Source organism: Aeromonas sp. 160P (genome assembly GCF_055193095.1).
In genome coordinates this window covers 2,711,124-2,725,743 of the sequence record NZ_JBUXKV010000001.1, presented here as the reverse complement: position 1 = coordinate 2,725,743, position 14,620 = coordinate 2,711,124, and the positions used below count along the sequence as shown (strand labels likewise).

The 14,620-nt window shown below is 55.7% G+C and carries 14 protein-coding genes; 7 read left to right on the top strand and 7 right to left on the bottom strand.

Features of this window, described 5'->3' with window-relative positions:
- Window positions 1-92: 92 nt before the first annotated feature.
- From ACY8FN_RS12880 to lrp, 4 genes are all read right to left on the bottom strand, one after another.
- Window positions 93-1,430 carry a replication-associated recombination protein A gene (locus ACY8FN_RS12880; RefSeq protein ID WP_463100216.1) on the bottom strand — a complete coding sequence of 446 codons (1,338 nt, stop codon included), beginning with the start codon at window positions 1,428-1,430 and terminating at the stop codon, window positions 93-95.
- A gap of 153 nt (window positions 1,431-1,583) precedes the next feature.
- Window positions 1,584-2,192 (bottom strand): outer membrane lipoprotein periplasmic chaperone LolA, encoded by a 609-nt coding sequence (gene lolA, locus ACY8FN_RS12875; protein ID WP_068978502.1) that lies wholly within the window; start codon window positions 2,190-2,192, stop codon window positions 1,584-1,586.
- Between the two features lie 80 nt (window positions 2,193-2,272).
- Complete coding sequence (locus ACY8FN_RS12870) at window positions 2,273-4,786, bottom strand: DNA translocase FtsK (protein ID WP_463100215.1); 2,514 nt, start codon at window positions 4,784-4,786, stop codon at window positions 2,273-2,275.
- Between the two features lie 201 nt (window positions 4,787-4,987).
- Complete coding sequence (lrp, locus tag ACY8FN_RS12865) at window positions 4,988-5,479, bottom strand: leucine-responsive transcriptional regulator Lrp (protein WP_042023989.1); 492 nt, start codon at window positions 5,477-5,479, stop codon at window positions 4,988-4,990.
- A gap of 150 nt (window positions 5,480-5,629) precedes the next feature.
- Here lrp and ald point away from each other — a divergent pair, with 150 nt between their 5' ends.
- From ald to ACY8FN_RS12850, 3 genes are all read left to right on the top strand, one after another.
- A complete protein-coding gene (gene ald / locus ACY8FN_RS12860) occupies window positions 5,630-6,745 on the top strand; it encodes an alanine dehydrogenase (RefSeq protein WP_463100214.1) in 1,116 nt (371 codons plus the stop codon).
- 185 nt (window positions 6,746-6,930) lie between these two features.
- Window positions 6,931-7,881 carry a thioredoxin-disulfide reductase gene (gene trxB / locus ACY8FN_RS12855; RefSeq protein ID WP_101324589.1) on the top strand — a complete coding sequence of 317 codons (951 nt, stop codon included), beginning with the start codon at window positions 6,931-6,933 and terminating at the stop codon, window positions 7,879-7,881.
- 106 nt (window positions 7,882-7,987) lie between these two features.
- Window positions 7,988-9,220, top strand: a complete 1,233-nt coding sequence (locus tag ACY8FN_RS12850) for a diguanylate cyclase (protein WP_139690438.1) — start codon at window positions 7,988-7,990, stop codon at window positions 9,218-9,220.
- Here the strand turns inward: ACY8FN_RS12850 and ACY8FN_RS12845 are convergent.
- Complete coding sequence (locus ACY8FN_RS12845; RefSeq protein WP_139690437.1) at window positions 9,214-9,684, bottom strand: outer membrane lipoprotein; 471 nt, start codon at window positions 9,682-9,684, stop codon at window positions 9,214-9,216. The two genes, ACY8FN_RS12850 and ACY8FN_RS12845, sit on opposite strands and share 7 nt — an antisense overlap.
- Window positions 9,685-9,703: 19 nt before the next feature.
- Between ACY8FN_RS12845 and aat the strand changes: the two genes are divergently transcribed.
- The 3 genes from aat (at window position 9,704) to infA (ending at window position 11,411) form a co-directional block, all read left to right on the top strand.
- Entirely contained in the window at window positions 9,704-10,411 is a 708-nt protein-coding gene (gene aat, locus ACY8FN_RS12840; protein ID WP_463100213.1) for a leucyl/phenylalanyl-tRNA--protein transferase, read from the top strand.
- Entirely contained in the window at window positions 10,408-11,124 is a 717-nt protein-coding gene (locus ACY8FN_RS12835) for an arginyltransferase (RefSeq protein ID WP_463100212.1), read from the top strand. The genes aat and ACY8FN_RS12835 overlap by 4 nt, the downstream gene beginning before the upstream one ends.
- A gap of 68 nt (window positions 11,125-11,192) precedes the next feature.
- Window positions 11,193-11,411, top strand: coding sequence for a translation initiation factor IF-1 (infA, locus tag ACY8FN_RS12830; protein ID WP_005300033.1), 219 nt, complete (start codon window positions 11,193-11,195; stop codon window positions 11,409-11,411).
- Between the two features lie 69 nt (window positions 11,412-11,480).
- Here the strand turns inward: infA and clpA are convergent, their stop codons facing one another.
- Together clpA and clpS are read right to left on the bottom strand one after the other, a co-directional pair.
- Window positions 11,481-13,736: an ATP-dependent Clp protease ATP-binding subunit ClpA gene (gene clpA, locus ACY8FN_RS12825; RefSeq protein ID WP_463100211.1), complete on the bottom strand. Its 2,256-nt coding sequence runs from the start codon at window positions 13,734-13,736 to the stop codon at window positions 11,481-11,483.
- 59 nt (window positions 13,737-13,795) lie between these two features.
- Complete coding sequence (gene clpS, locus ACY8FN_RS12820; RefSeq protein WP_042023997.1) at window positions 13,796-14,113, bottom strand: ATP-dependent Clp protease adapter ClpS; 318 nt, start codon at window positions 14,111-14,113, stop codon at window positions 13,796-13,798.
- 229 nt (window positions 14,114-14,342) lie between these two features.
- On the opposite strand from clpS, the gene cspD reads away from it, so the two are divergent.
- Window positions 14,343-14,561 carry a cold shock-like protein CspD gene (cspD, locus tag ACY8FN_RS12815; protein ID WP_042023999.1) on the top strand — a complete coding sequence of 73 codons (219 nt, stop codon included), beginning with the start codon at window positions 14,343-14,345 and terminating at the stop codon, window positions 14,559-14,561.
- Window positions 14,562-14,620 lie beyond the last annotated feature (59 nt).

The window sequence follows — 14,620 nt, the reverse complement described above, 5'->3', positions numbered from 1 at the left end:
TATTTGTGTCGTTTTTACCGACGTTGGCACACATACCGTCCTGCATATTCAAACAGCTGACCAATTTTCAGCCACAAGGGGTGACAAAGGGGCTATTGACCCCGTTGCTGCGGACTCTGCCTGTCCAGCTCATGAAGATAATCGAGCTTCTGGCCGATCTGCTTTTCAAGGCCGCGATCGGTGGGCTGGTAGTACTGCTTGCCAGCCAGTTCCGGTGGGAGATACTCCTCGCCCGCGGCATAGGCCCCCGGCTCGTCGTGGGCATAGCGATACTCGGCGCCATAGCCCAGCTCGCTCATCAGCTTGGTGGGCGCATTGCGAAGATGGGGCGGCACCTCGAAGTCCGGCAGGTTTTTGGCATCATAAAGCGCCGCCTTCCAGGCGGTATAGACCGCATTGCTTTTCGGGGCGCAGGCGAGATAGACGATCGCCTGGGCAATGGCACGTTCCCCTTCCGCCGGACCGATCCGATGGAAGCAATCCCAGGCAGACAGGGCGACCTGCATGGCGCGCGGATCGGCATTGCCCACATCTTCCGAGGCAATCGCCAGCAGGCGGCGGGCGATATAGAGCGGATCGCAACCGGCACTCACCATGCGGGCATACCAGTAGAGCGCCGCATCCGGCGCCGAACCACGAATGGATTTGTGCACCGCCGAGATGAGGTCATAGAAGTGATCCCCCCCTTTGTCGAAGCGGGCCACGTGCTCCCCCACCACGGCGGCGAGCAGGGCGCTGTCAATTTGTTTGTGACCGCAGCTATCTTGCTCGGCCATGTCGGCCAACAGCTCCAGATAGTTGAGGGATTTGCGCCCGTCTCCATCCACCGCCTTGGCCAACGCCTCTTTGACGCCGGGGGCAAAGGTGAGCGCCTGATCATTGAGGCCACGGGGGTCCTGCATCGCCTGATCGATCATGGCGAGAATGTCGCGCTCTTCCAGCCGCTTGAGCAGATAGACCCGTGCCCGCGAGAGCAGTGCGTTATTGAGTTCGAACGAGGGATTTTCGGTAGTGGCACCGATAAAGGTGATGGTGCCATCTTCGATGTGGGGCAGGAACACATCCTGCTGGCTCTTGTTGAAGCGGTGCACTTCATCCACGAACAGTATGGTACGCACCCCGCGCCAGCTGTTCTCCTTCGCCTTGTCGATGGCGGCGCGGATCTCCTTGATGCCGGAGGTCACCGCAGAGAGCCGCTCCACTTCCGCCTGGCAGTAGTGCGCCATCAGCTCCGCCAGGGTGGTCTTGCCGGTACCGGGCGGCCCCCACAGGATCATCGAGTGGCAGTGCCCCGCCAGGATCGCTTTGCGCAGGGGCTTGTCAGCCCCCAGAATATGCTGCTGACCTATATACTGGTCGAGGTTTTGCGGCCGCATTCGGGCCGCCAGCGGACGAAAGTCCGATGAGAAATCCAACGACAAGTTGCTCATCTGTATTGACCGTTCAGTATCACGGATACCGCCATGGAAAAACGGTCCGACGAGAAATCCAACAAGAGGTTGCTCATCTGTATTGACCACCCAGCGTCACGCCACTCGCCTTTGACTGGCGCAGTGGCGAGCAATCCAACGACCGGGTGCGCATTAGCGCTGGTCGTCCAGCTCGACCCCCTTCGGGATCTTGAACACAAACTCGTTGCCCTTGAGCAGCGGCTTGCGGTTAAAGCTGCTCAGGGTGAATTCGCTCCACTGCCCCTGCGCCTCTTTTACATCGAAGCGACTGATGTTGTTGGCCCGATCGAAGGTGACGCGGAAGGAGGCGATCAGCTCATCCTTGTTACGGCTGGTGACGGTATAGACATCCCCTTGCTGGGTCACGTCATAGTTCTTCCAGAACTTGTCGTCATTACCGGCAATCAGAATGAAGGGGGTGTTGAGCACCGCATCCTTCAGCTTGAGGGCGGTCACCTGCTCGACGAAGGGATCATAGACCCACACATCCTGACCATCGGCCACGATCAGGCTCTCGTCCGGTGAGGTGGTGTGCCAGTTGAAACGATTGGGGCGCTGCACCAGCAGATCACCGCTGGCCTTTTGCAGCTCCTTGCCCTTGCTGTCATAGACGGTCTGGGCAAACTTGGCGGAGAAGAGGCTGACATCTGCCAGCTTTTGCTTGAGATCGCTGGCCGCATCGGCCCACACCTGGCTGCTGGCCATCAGCAACACGGTACCCATCAACAGTTGTTTTTTCATCACGCTCTTCATAAAGACGCTCTCGATAAAAGGCCACGCCCGTGGAGGGCATGGCCAGGGATTGTATGAAACGGTGAGGCTTAGTCCCGCACCGGCGGCGGTGCCAGCACGTCGCGCTGACCATTGCCACCCGGTGAGCTGACGATGCCCTGATTCTCCATCTGTTCGATGAGACGGGCCGCCCGGTTGTAACCTATTTTGAACTTGCGCTGGACGCTGGAGGTCGAGCCACGGCGGGACTCCACCACAAAGGCGACCGCTTCGTCGAACAAGGGGTCGAGCTCTTCATCGCCACCGCCGCCAAACTCGCTGCTGCCACCCTCGCTGCTTTCACCGGCGAGGATCTCCTCGATATAATTTGGCTCGCCGCGCAGTTTCCAGTCTGCCACCACCTTGTGCACCTCGTGGTCATCGACAAAGGCGCCGTGCACTCGGGTCGGGTTGGAGGTACCGGCCGGCATGTAGAGCATGTCGCCCATACCGAGCAGGGATTCAGCACCACCCTGATCGATAATGGTGCGGGAATCGATCTTGCTCGATACCTGGAACGAGATGCGGGTCGGGATGTTGGCCTTAATAAGACCGGTAATGACATCCACCGACGGGCGCTGGGTCGCCAGAATGAGGTGAATACCGGCCGCTCGTGCCTTCTGGGCGATCCGGGCGATCAGCTCTTCCACCTTCTTGCCGACGATCATCATCATGTCGGCAAATTCGTCCACCACCACCACGATGTGGGGCAGCTTCTCCAGCTCCGGCGCTATCTGATCCATGGAGTCACCCGGACGCCACAGCGGATCACGCAAAGGCTCACCTGCGGCGGCCGCTGCCAACACCTTGTCGTTGTAGCCCTTGAGGTTACGCACCCCGACTGCCGACATCAGCTTGTAACGACGCTCCATCTCGCCCACGCACCAGCGCAGGGCGTTGGCAGCGTCCTTCATATCAGTCACCACCTCGGTCAGCAGATGGGGGATCCCTTCGTAGACCGAGAGTTCCAGCATCTTGGGGTCGATCATGATAAAGCGCAGATCATCGGGGGATGACTTGTAGAGCATCGAGATGATCATGGTGTTGACCCCCACCGACTTACCGGAACCTGTGGTACCGGCCACCAGCAGGTGGGGCATCTTGGCCAGGTTCACCACCACCGGCTCCCCTGCGATGTCCTGACCCAAGCCCATGGAAAGAGGGTGATGGCTATCGCGAAATGCATCGCAGTCGAGGGTTTCCCGCAGATAAACCGTCTGGCGCACCCGGTTGGGCAGTTCGATGCCGACGAAGGTCTTGCCCGGGATCACTTCCACCACCCGCACACTGCTGGCCGAGAGGGAACGGGCAAGATCCCGCGACAGGTTGGTGATCTTGCTCGCCTTCATGCCCGGCGCCAAGTCCAGCTCGAAACGGGTGATGACCGGGCCTGGATAGACGCCGACCACCTTGGCCTGCACGTTGTAATCCGCCAGCTTGGCCTCAACCAGACGAGCCATACGATCCAGCTCGTCCTTGCTCATCATCTGGGTCTTGGCAGGCGGGCGGTCGAGCAGCTCAATGCTTGGCAAAGGAGCCATGGCAGGCTGAGGCCGGCGCTTGGGTTTGCCCGGTGTGACGGCGACGGGTGCCGGGGCATCTTCGTTCCCCTCCGCCCAGGGCAGATCCAGCTCATCCTCATCGTCATCATCGGCCACAGCCAGTACCGGCTGACGGCGCCCATTGGCGGCAGCTACCGCTCGTTTGGGCTTGGCAGCAGGGGCTGGCTCGTCATCTTCATCATCAAATTGCGGATCAAATTCGAAGGTGTCGTCGTCCAGCTCCGGCAGCCACTCTTCACCGGCTGCCTTCTGATCCTTGGCCTTGGGTCGACGAGTCCAGCTGGTGTGAGGCTCATCTTCCTCGTCATCAAACTCAATAGTCCCTACCCCGCCTTCCAGCAAGGGATCTGGCCCCTCGTTGCGAGGTTGACGCCAGCCGCCAGTCAACCAGCGGCCGAGGGTGGTCGGGAAGTGGTAAATTGCGCTGACCGAACCGGTGCAAGTGGCACCGATCCGTTCGACAATGGTGAGCCAGGACCAGCCGGTAAACAGGGTAATGCCGGTTGCCACGAAGCAGAGCAGCATCAGGTTGGCTCCGACGCCGCCAAACAGCGGCACTACCGCAGAGGCGATCACATCCCCCACCAGACCACCCGCGGAGAAGTTCTGCATATCGTTGAAGTTCATGCTGGCAATGGCCGACATGCCAAGCACCGTCAGGATAAAACCGATAATCCGCACCCCCAGGGTGAGGTAATCCACTTCAAGCAAGCGGCTGGGGCGCCAGAACAAGCTCCAGCCCAGCAATACCACCAGCGGCGGCACCAGATAGGAAAAAGCACCGAAGGTGAACATGGTGATGTCGGCGAGCCAGGCTCCGGCGCTGCCGGAGAGGTTCTTCACCTCCCCCTGCCAGGAGGTCTGGGACCAGCCGGGATCGGCAGGATGATAGGACAACAGGGCAAGCAGAAGATACGCGGCCATCAGGGTGATGGCGATCAAGACGGCTTCGAAGATCCGTTGTGTACCTGATAAAGGAGTAAACAGCTTTTTATCGGCCAAACTCCGGCTCCTTTCTGAAAACATGTAATGCAGGAAATAGGGGGCCTAGTATCCCCGAAAAGCCCACCGATTGTCAGCCAATGCCTGATGGGACGGGGCTATATTTGCACTTCTCTTTACAAGAAGAAACGAGCGGACCGGCCGCTCGTTTCTGACTGTCATGGTGCCTCATATGGACAATACACCACGGCATAACCTGCTTTATCGGGTGCTGATCACCAGACGACAGCTCTGCTTGACCTCTTCCATCACCACATAGGTGCGGGTGTCGTTGACACCGGGCAGACGCAGCAGGGTTTCACCCAACAGGCGGCGGTAAGCCGACATGTCGCTGACTCGGGTCTTGAGCAGATAGTCGAAATCACCGGAGACCAGATGACACTCCTGGATCTCTTCGAGCACCTGAACAGCTTTGTTGAACTGTTCAAATACATCGGGCGCCCCACGATTAAGGGTTATCTCGACAAACACCAGCAGAGATGCATCCAGATAATGAGGGTTCAGAATAGCGGCATATCCTTCGATATAACCTTGTCGCTCAAGGCGACGAACCCGTTCCAGACACGGTGTAGGACTTAGGCCAACTCGTTTGGACAACTCAACATTCGAAATCCTGCCATCCTTTTGCAGTTCATTAAGAATGTTGCGGTCAATCCTGTCCAAATCCTTTAGCCGACTCTTAGCTTCCATCATTTTATTCCATCCTTTGGCTATTTTTTGGTAAGAATCACCAGTCATTTTATAATTATGGTCACAAATCCTGTCAATACCTGAATATACTAGGCGCAAATGTTGGTTAACATTTTGGCAACATGAAACACCAATCGATAGACGAGGGATAGCATGATTATCGGTGTACCTAAAGAGATAAAAAACCATGAATACCGCGTAGGCATGGTTCCGGCCAGTGTACGTGAACTGACAGCACGAAACCATACTGTTTTCGTCCAAAGCGGTGCCGGAAACGGCATTGGCTTCAGCGATACAGATTATATTGCTGTTGGTGCCGAAATTTTGGCCTCTGCCACAGAGGTTTTCGCCAAAGCCGAGATGATCGTCAAGGTCAAGGAACCTCAGCCGGTCGAATGTGCCATGCTGCGCCCAGGTCAAACCCTGTTCACCTACCTGCATCTGGCGCCAGACTTGCCCCAGACCGAAGCCCTGCTGCAAAGCGGCGCTATCTGTATCGCCTATGAAACCGTCACCGACAGCCGTGGCGGCCTGCCCCTGCTGGCCCCGATGTCAGAAGTCGCTGGGCGCATGTCTATTCAGGCTGGCGCCCAGGCACTGGAAAAATCCCGCGGCGGAAGCGGCGTGTTACTCGGCGGCGTGCCAGGGGTCGAACCGGCCAAGGTGGTGATCATCGGCGGCGGGGTGGTCGGCTCCAATGCAGCCCGCATGGCCATCGGCCTGCGCGCGGATGTCACCATCCTCGACAACAACATCGATACCCTGCGTCGCCTCGACAACGAGTTTCAGGGGGCCGCCAAGGTGGTCTACTCCAATAGCGAGACCCTGGAGCGCCATCTGCTAGCAGCGGATCTGGTCATCGGCGGCGTGCTGGTACCGGGTGCCACTGCGCCAAAACTTGTCAGCCGTGACCACATTGCGCGCATGAAGCCGGGATCTGCCATCGTCGATGTGGCCATCGATCAGGGCGGCTGTGTGGAGACCTCCCACGCCACCACTCATCAGGATCCCACTTATATCGTCGATGAGGTGGTGCACTACTGTGTGGCGAACATGCCGGGGGCGGTTGCCCGTACCTCGACCGTGGCTCTCAACAATGCCACCCTCCCCTTCATCATTAAACTGGCTCAGCAAGGCTACCGCGATGCGCTGCTGTCAGACGAACATTTGCGCCATGGTCTCAACGTGATGGATGGCAAGCTGACCTGCAAGGAGGTTGCCCTGGCCCATGGCCTTGCCTATACGGATCCCCTGACCCTGCTGAACTGATCTGCTCTGGCCTGTGCCAGTTGGAGATGAGTGAAAATCCGCCCGCGATGGGCGGTTTTTTATCCCTTGAATTTGCCCCTCCTCCCTTCATGTACACGATTAATGCAATCGACTCGCCAGCCTTTGACCCCGGATCACGAATTACCTACAATCGCGCAAACTCATCACATCCCGGAAATTACATCATGAGCCAAGTCACTCACAGCAAATTGCTGATCTTAGGGTCAGGCCCGGCCGGTTACACCGCAGCCGTCTACGCCGCCCGCGCCAACCTCAACCCCCTGCTCATCACCGGCATGCAGCAAGGCGGTCAGCTGACCACCACCACCGAAGTGGAAAACTGGCCCGGCGATCCGGAAGGCCTGACCGGCCCGGCACTGATGGAGCGCATGAAAGCTCATGCAGAGAAGTTCGACACCCGCATTCTGTTTGATCACATCAACAGTGTCGAACTGACCCAGCGCCCGTTTCGCCTCAAAGGGGACAACGGCGAATACACCTGCGATGCCCTGATCATCGCCACCGGCGCCTCCGCCAAGTATTTGGGCCTGCCCTCCGAAGAGGCCTTCAAGGGCCGTGGTGTTTCTGCCTGCGCTACCTGTGACGGTTTCTTCTACCGCAATCAGGAAGTGGCGGTGATCGGCGGTGGCAACACCGCTGTTGAAGAGGCGCTGTATCTGGCCAACATCGCCAAGAAGGTGCACCTCATTCACCGCCGCGACGAGTTCCGCGCCGAGAAGATCCTGATCAAGCGTCTGCACGACAAGGTCGAGAGCGGCAACATAGTGCTGCACACCCACCAGACCCTGGACGAAGTGCTGGGCGATCAGATGGGCGTCACCGGGGTGCGTCTGCGCAGCACTCAGGACAACAGCACCAGCGAGTTACCATTGATGGGGATCTTCATCGCCATCGGCCATCAGCCCAACACCCAGATCTTCGACGGTCAGCTGGAGATGAAAAACGGCTATCTGATCGTTCGTGGCGGACTGGATGGTTTTGCCACCCAGACCAGCATCGAAGGGGTGTTCGCTGCCGGTGATGTGGCCGATCACAACTACCGTCAGGCCATCACCTCTGCCGGTACTGGCTGCATGGCGGCACTCGATGCCGAACGCTACCTCGACGCACAATAACGCACTGTCACAACACGTTAATGACTACACAAAAGGTATACTCTGGTATACCTTTTGCTCTAATTGGCGATTAAGTAACACCTAACCATCGCAGGGAATAAGCGCAATGACCAAGATCCTCCTGGTGGAAGATAGCCAGACCATCAGCCGCATGCTGGCTCAGGCAATTCGAAAGAGCCTTAATCTGGAGCTTGATGCTGTCTATACCCTGGCAGAGTGCTTGGCCAAACCCCATCAAGACTATTTTATTGCGCTCGTCGATTTGACCCTGCCAGATGCCCCCAACGGAGAAGCTGCCAGAGAATTGCTGGCCCGCCATGTTCCGGTCATTATTCTCACCGCCAACCTCAACGAAGAGTCACGCAAGTACTGGTTAGAACAGGGGGCTCTGGATTACATCATCAAGGACTCACGATTCAGCGCGCAATACACTGTTAGTATGGTGCGCCGCCTCTCCAATAACCGTCACCTCGAAGTCATGGTGGTGGATGATTCCATACTCTCCCGCCATTACATTGCAAACCATTTGCGCCGTCAGTTACTCACCGTATGGGAAGCCGAATCGGGTCAACAGGCCCTTGATCTGCTCAAAGAGCACCCGGCCATTCGTCTGATTGTCACCGACTACCTGATGCCACATATGGATGGTATTGAGTTGGTACGCAGGCTGCGAGACCAGTTTGACAAGCAGTCGCTGGCCATTCTTGGTCTCTCCAGTTCAGAAGATAAAACCCTCTCGGCCCGCTTTATTAAACTGGGGGCTAACGACTTTTTAAGTAAACCTTTTACGCCAGAAGAGCTCTACTGCCGTGTTGGGCATAATCTCGAAACCCTGGAGCTGATGGATACCATCCGCGACACCGCCAACCGTGATTACCTGACCAACCTCTACAACCGTCGCTTTCTGTTTGAGAATGGCAATAAATGGTTGCAAGAACAGCCGAAGCTAACGGCATGTCTGCTCGATATTGATCATTTCAAGCGGGTGAACGATCACTATGGTCACCATGTCGGTGACAACGTCCTGAAGCTGGTCGCCCAACAACTCGGCGAGTTCTTTAAAGGGGAGCTGGTTGCCCGCCTGGGGGGGGAAGAGTTCTGTATTTTGAGCAAGCGCCCCGACTTTTATGGCCTCATTAACCAACTAGAACAATTCAGGCTAGCGATATCAGAATTAGCCATCGCATTCGAAGATACCTTTTTTTCCATCACCATCAGCTTTGGTGTCACCAATATGGAGTCGGACGAGCTGGGCGTCTTGCTGAGCCATGCTGACCAGCTGCTCTATAAAGCCAAACATGCTGGCCGTAACTGTATCATGCAATACGAGCATCAGTAGCTCTTGTCGACCCGTACCCCATCATCGAAATAGAGAATACGTACCTTATCGCCATTACTGAAGACCATGGCGGGATCATAATCCTGGATGACGTTGATAAGGGCATTTTGCTCATTGCGGATCAGCAGTTCCACCAGCTTGTTTTCCACGACAGTTCCCCCTGACTGATACTGCTGTGCCGCTGCAGCACCCGCCAGCGCCCCGACTGCGGTGGCGATTTCACGGCCATGACCGCCGCCAAACTGGTTGCCCAGCAGGCCGCCCAACACGGCACCACCCAGCGTCTTCCAGCCAGAGTGCTCGGACTCCAGTATCTGACGCTGGGTAATATTGCGCACCGTTTCGACCTGGCCAAATACCACCTGATTGACCGGCCGCGCGGTATTGCGCTGGTAAACTTCCGCCCCGGCGGGCGCAGTGACAAAGCAGAGCAAGCTGGATATTATCAGGATAATGGCCTTCATCTATGAACCTCGTTGCCTTATGTCTCGCTATCTTACCCAACTGGATGATGAGCTTTGCTGGTTTCCCGACCCCTGCCACGCGCTGGAAGAGCCCAACGGTTTGCTGGCGATCGGCGGTGATCTCTCCCCTGCCAGATTGCTGGCAGCTTACCACAAGGGGATCTTCCCGTGGAATGAACCCCACCAGCCTACCTTGTGGTGGTCGCCGGATCCCCGCGGGGTGATCCGCCCCGACAAATTGCACATGGGGCGCACTCTGCAGAAGATTATCCGCCGCACCCCATTCGATATTTCCGTCAATCGTGCCTTTAATGAGGTGATCACCGCCTGCGCCGCCCCTCGTCGCACCGCTGATGGCACCTGGATCAGCTCACCGATGATCGAGGCCTATCAACAATTGCACCGGCTGGGCCATGCCCACTCCATCGAAATCTGGCAAGAGGGAGTGCTGCAAGCGGGGCTCTATGGCCTCTCTATTGGTCGGCTGTTCTGCGGGGAATCCATGTTCAGCCGGATCGATAACGGTGCCAAGCTGGCGATGGTAGCACTCTGCCGCCACTTTTCCCGTCACCACGGGGCCCTCATCGATTGCCAGATGCAGAATGCGTTTCTGGCCACCCTGGGTATCGAGGAGTGGCCAAGATCGCGCTTTCTGGCCGAACTGACGCGCCTGGGTCGCCAACCATTGTTGGATTCATGCTGGCAAGAGGGAGAGATCAGCTTATGACCGAAGAAGTGATCCTCAAGGTTGGGCTCACCCCCAAGCACCCCTGCAGTTATCTGGATCATGAGCAGGAGCAACTGCTGGTGCTGATGGATCACGAGCTGCTCAACGCCACCGGCTATGAGCGCTTGTTGACCGCGGGCTTTCGCCGCAGTGGCAATGACATCTATCGCCCCCACTGTTCCGCATGTCACGCATGCCAATCTCTGCGCATTCACAGCGAACAATTTCGTCCGAGCCGGGGCCAGAAGCGGATCCGCCAGCTCAACAAGGATATCGAACTGGTCCTGAGCTACGATGACAAGCCCGAGTATTACCAGCTCTACGAACGCTATATCCGCGAACGCCACCATGATGGCAGTATGTATCCCCCCAACCGCAACCAGTACCGCGGTTTTCTCCATTGTGACTGGATGCCACCACTCTATCTGGAGATGCGCACCGAGGGCCGTCTCATTGGCGTTGCCACCACAGATTTGCTGCCCCACTCCATGAGTGCCATGTACACCTTCTTCGATCCGGACTACGCCGATCGTTCGCTGGGCACCTTTGCCATCCTCTGTCAGATCGATCTGGCCAAGCGCACCGGACGGAGCTGGCTCTATCTCGGCTATCTGGTGGAAGCGTGCCGTAAGATGAATTACAAGCGTAATTACCTCCCGCACGAGCTGTTAATTCAGGGGGAATGGAAAAATATCGGCAGCAAGCCCGAGTAAACTTTACACATAGCCTTAAATCCGGCATGATCCAGCGGTTTTTTGTTGTGGCTTATCAAGAGGATTCAATGGCTAAAGAAGACAGTATTGAGATGCAGGGCACTATTCTCGAAACCCTGCCCAATACCATGTTCCGTGTGGAACTGGAGAATGGTCACGTGGTTATCGCTCATATTTCAGGCAAGATGCGCAAAAACTACATTCGTATCCTGACTGGAGACAAAGTAACGGTAGCACTGACACCCTACGATCTCTCCAAGGGACGTATTGTTTTCCGCTCTCGCTAAGCCAGGAATTCAGCAAAAAACCCCAACCTGATCGGTTGGGGTTTTTTGTCGTTTTCTGATCACTGACGCTTAGTGGGAAACAGCTTCAACATTGACCTGAAAATCAAAGCTGAGGCTGTCATTTACCAACTCAACCTTCACAATCCCCCCGTCAACTAATGAACCGAACAGGATCTCGTTGGCCAGGGGTTTTTTGAGGTGCTCCTGGATAACCCGCCCCATCGGTCTGGCGCCCATGGCTCTGTCATATCCCTTCTCTGCCAACCAATGACGGGCTCGCTCAGACACCTCGAGAGATACCCCCTTCGCATCCAGCTGCACCTGCAACTCAACAATGAACTTGTCGACCACTTGGTGGATCACCGCCATATCCAGGTGGTTAAACCAGATAGTGTGATCAAGTCGGTTACGAAACTCCGGACTGAATGTCTTGTTGATCACCGCCATGGCATCGTGGCTCAAATCCTGTTGCTGGAAGCCTATCGATTTGCGCTGGGTCTCCTGCACACCGGCGTTAGTGGTCATCACCAGAATGACGTTACGGAAATCCGCCTTGCGCCCGTTGTTATCGGTCAGGGTACCGTTGTCCATCACCTGCAACAGCAGGTTGAACACATCGGGGTGTGCTTTCTCAATCTCGTCGAGTAACACCACCGAGTGGGGATGCTTGATCACCGCATCGGTCAGCAATCCGCCCTGCTCAAAACCGACGTAGCCGGGTGGCGCACCTATCAATCGTGAAACAGTATGACGCTCCATGTACTCGGACATATCAAAGCGCAGCATCTCGACACCCAATGCCTTACCCAACTGCTGGGTTACCTCCGTTTTACCGACCCCTGTGGGACCTGCAAACAGGAAACAACCTACCGGGCGACGTTCATTGCCAAGACCCGAGCGTGACAAGCGGATCGCGTCAGCCAGCACTTCGATAGCCTTGTCCTGACCAAAGACCACCATTTTGAGGTTACGCTCCAGGTGTTTCAGCACTTCTTTGTCAGAGGAGGAGACTGATTTCTCTGGAATGCGGGCAATCTTGGCCACAATGGACTCAATCTCCTGCACATTGATCACTTTCTTGCGTTTGCTCGCTGGTAGTAACCGTTGGCCAGCACCGGCCTCATCAATCACATCGATCGCTTTGTCAGGCAGGTGGCGATCGTTGATGTACTTGGCGGATAGCTCGGCGGCCGCACGGATCGCCTTGGCGGTGTAACGCACCCCATGGTGTGCTTCATAGCGGCTTTTAAGCCCCATCAGAATGCGGGTGGTGTCATCCACTGTCGGCTCGACAACATCGATCTTCTGGAAGCGACGCGCTAATGCACGATCTTTTTCAAAGACCTGAGCATATTCCTGATAAGTGGTTGACCCCACACAGCGCAGCAAACCATTGGAGAGCAACGGCTTGATCAGGTTAGCCGCATCCAACTGCCCACCGGATGCCGCTCCGGCACCAATGATGGTATGGATCTCATCAATGAAGAGAATGGCCCCTTCCTGACGCTCAATCTGCTTGAGCAGTACCTTGAGGCGCTTCTCGAAGTCGCCGCGATACTTGGTGCCAGCCAGCAAAGAACCCATATCGAGGGAATAGATGGTGCTACCGGCAATCACCTCGGGCACATCGCCCTTGACGATCCGGTAGGCCAACCCCTCGGCAATGGCAGTCTTGCCCACGCCAGCTTCACCCACCAGCAGTGGGTTGTTCTTGCGGCGACGGCAGAGCACCTGGATAGTCCGACTGAGTTCCTGGTCACGACCAATCAGCGGATCAATGCGTCCCTCCAGCACCAGCTGGTTGAGGTTAGTGGCAAAGCTTTCTATCTGGGCAGCCGAGACATCGTCATCAGACTCGGGATTATTGTTACTGCTGATATCCGGTTTGCTATCCTTGCGCACCCCATGGGAGAGGAAATTGACCACATCAAGGCGGCTTATCTCGGATTTTTTCAGAAAATAGGCAGCTTGAGACTCTTGCTCGCTGAAGATGGCGACCAACACGTTGGCGCCGCTGACTTCGGTATTGCCAGACGATTGCACATGGAACACTGCACGTTGCAGCACACGCTGAAAGCCCAGGGTTGGCTGAGTTTCACGATCTTCGTCATCGCGAGGGATAAGCGGGGTAGTTTGGGTGATGAATGCGCGGATCTCCTTACGCATCAGCTCGAGATCGGCACCACAGGAGCTCAGCGCTTCATGAGCTGAACTGTTATCCAGAAGGGCTAACAACAGGTGCTCGACAGTCATGAATTCATGGCGCTCATCACGGGCCAGTTTGAAAGCCTCGTTCAGCGTCTTTTCTAGATCTTTATTCAACATAGGCACCTCCCCTAGTACAGCAGCAATGTGGTGTCACACTCGCCATCAACTCATCGAATTCAAGCCTTTTCCATAGTACATAGCAGTGGATGTTCGTTGTTACGTGAATAGGTGTTGACTTGGACTACCTTGGTTTCAGCTATTTCTGCAGTAAACATGCCACAGACCCCTTTACCACTATAATGCACGCTCAGCATGACCTGAGTCGCCTTGTCCAAATCCATACCAAAGAACTTTTGCAGCACCTCTACCACAAATTCCATTGGCGTATAGTCATCGTTGTTTAACACAACTTTATACATGGATGGCGGCTGCAGTTTGGTTTTCTCTGCCTCTGCTAGTTCTTCATTAGCAAAGAGTTCTTTCTGCTTGCTCATAATCGCGCTTTGGTACCTCTAGATTACTACCGTCTAACACAAGGTTGTCAATAGACTTGTTAACCAGATCACATCAGCTGTTAACAACTCCTTGACTCGCTCAAAACTTAGACTAAATTGATTACTTGCTAATCTGTGCCCGTCTGCTAAGGGCTCATGTCCTTAGTTATAAGGGGCTGGCGCAGGTTACTCAACGACTTCTGGGTAATCAATAAAAGGATGTAGAAGTATGGCAACCGGCACAGTTAAGTGGTTTAACAACGCAAAAGGATTTGGGTTTATCTGTCCGGAAGGAGGCGGTGAAGATATCTTCGCTCACTACTCCACCATTAAGATGGAGGGCTACAAGACCTTGAAAGCAGGTCAGGCCGTCAATTTTGAGCTGCAACAGGGGCCGAAAGGGAATCACGCCTCTCTTATTGTGCCAAACGAAGCACAAAATATGTAAATAACACCCGTTGGATAAATAAAAAACCGGTTCCTCTTTGAGCAACCGGTTTTTTATTG

Excerpts from the sequence above, each read along its gene's own strand:
- ACY8FN_RS12880 (WP_463100216.1), bottom strand. The coding sequence starts at position 1,430 with ATGAGCAACTTGTCGTTGGATTTCTCATCGGACTTTCGTCCGCTGGCG.
- lolA (WP_068978502.1), bottom strand. The coding sequence starts at position 2,192 with ATGAAAAAACAACTGTTGATGGGTACCGTGTTGCTGATGGCCAGCAGC.
- lrp (WP_042023989.1), bottom strand. The coding sequence starts at position 5,479 with ATGATGGAAGCTAAGAGTCGGCTAAAGGATTTGGACAGGATTGACCGC.
- ald (WP_463100214.1), top strand. The coding sequence starts at position 5,630 with ATGATTATCGGTGTACCTAAAGAGATAAAAAACCATGAATACCGCGTA.
- trxB (WP_101324589.1), top strand. The coding sequence starts at position 6,931 with ATGAGCCAAGTCACTCACAGCAAATTGCTGATCTTAGGGTCAGGCCCG.
- ACY8FN_RS12850 (WP_139690438.1), top strand. The coding sequence starts at position 7,988 with ATGACCAAGATCCTCCTGGTGGAAGATAGCCAGACCATCAGCCGCATG.
- ACY8FN_RS12845 (WP_139690437.1), bottom strand. The coding sequence starts at position 9,684 with ATGAAGGCCATTATCCTGATAATATCCAGCTTGCTCTGCTTTGTCACT.
- aat (WP_463100213.1), top strand. The coding sequence starts at position 9,704 with ATGTCTCGCTATCTTACCCAACTGGATGATGAGCTTTGCTGGTTTCCC.
- ACY8FN_RS12835 (WP_463100212.1), top strand. The coding sequence starts at position 10,408 with ATGACCGAAGAAGTGATCCTCAAGGTTGGGCTCACCCCCAAGCACCCC.
- infA (WP_005300033.1), top strand. The coding sequence starts at position 11,193 with ATGGCTAAAGAAGACAGTATTGAGATGCAGGGCACTATTCTCGAAACC.
- clpA (WP_463100211.1), bottom strand. The coding sequence starts at position 13,736 with ATGTTGAATAAAGATCTAGAAAAGACGCTGAACGAGGCTTTCAAACTG.
- clpS (WP_042023997.1), bottom strand. The coding sequence starts at position 14,113 with ATGAGCAAGCAGAAAGAACTCTTTGCTAATGAAGAACTAGCAGAGGCA.
- cspD (WP_042023999.1), top strand. The coding sequence starts at position 14,343 with ATGGCAACCGGCACAGTTAAGTGGTTTAACAACGCAAAAGGATTTGGG.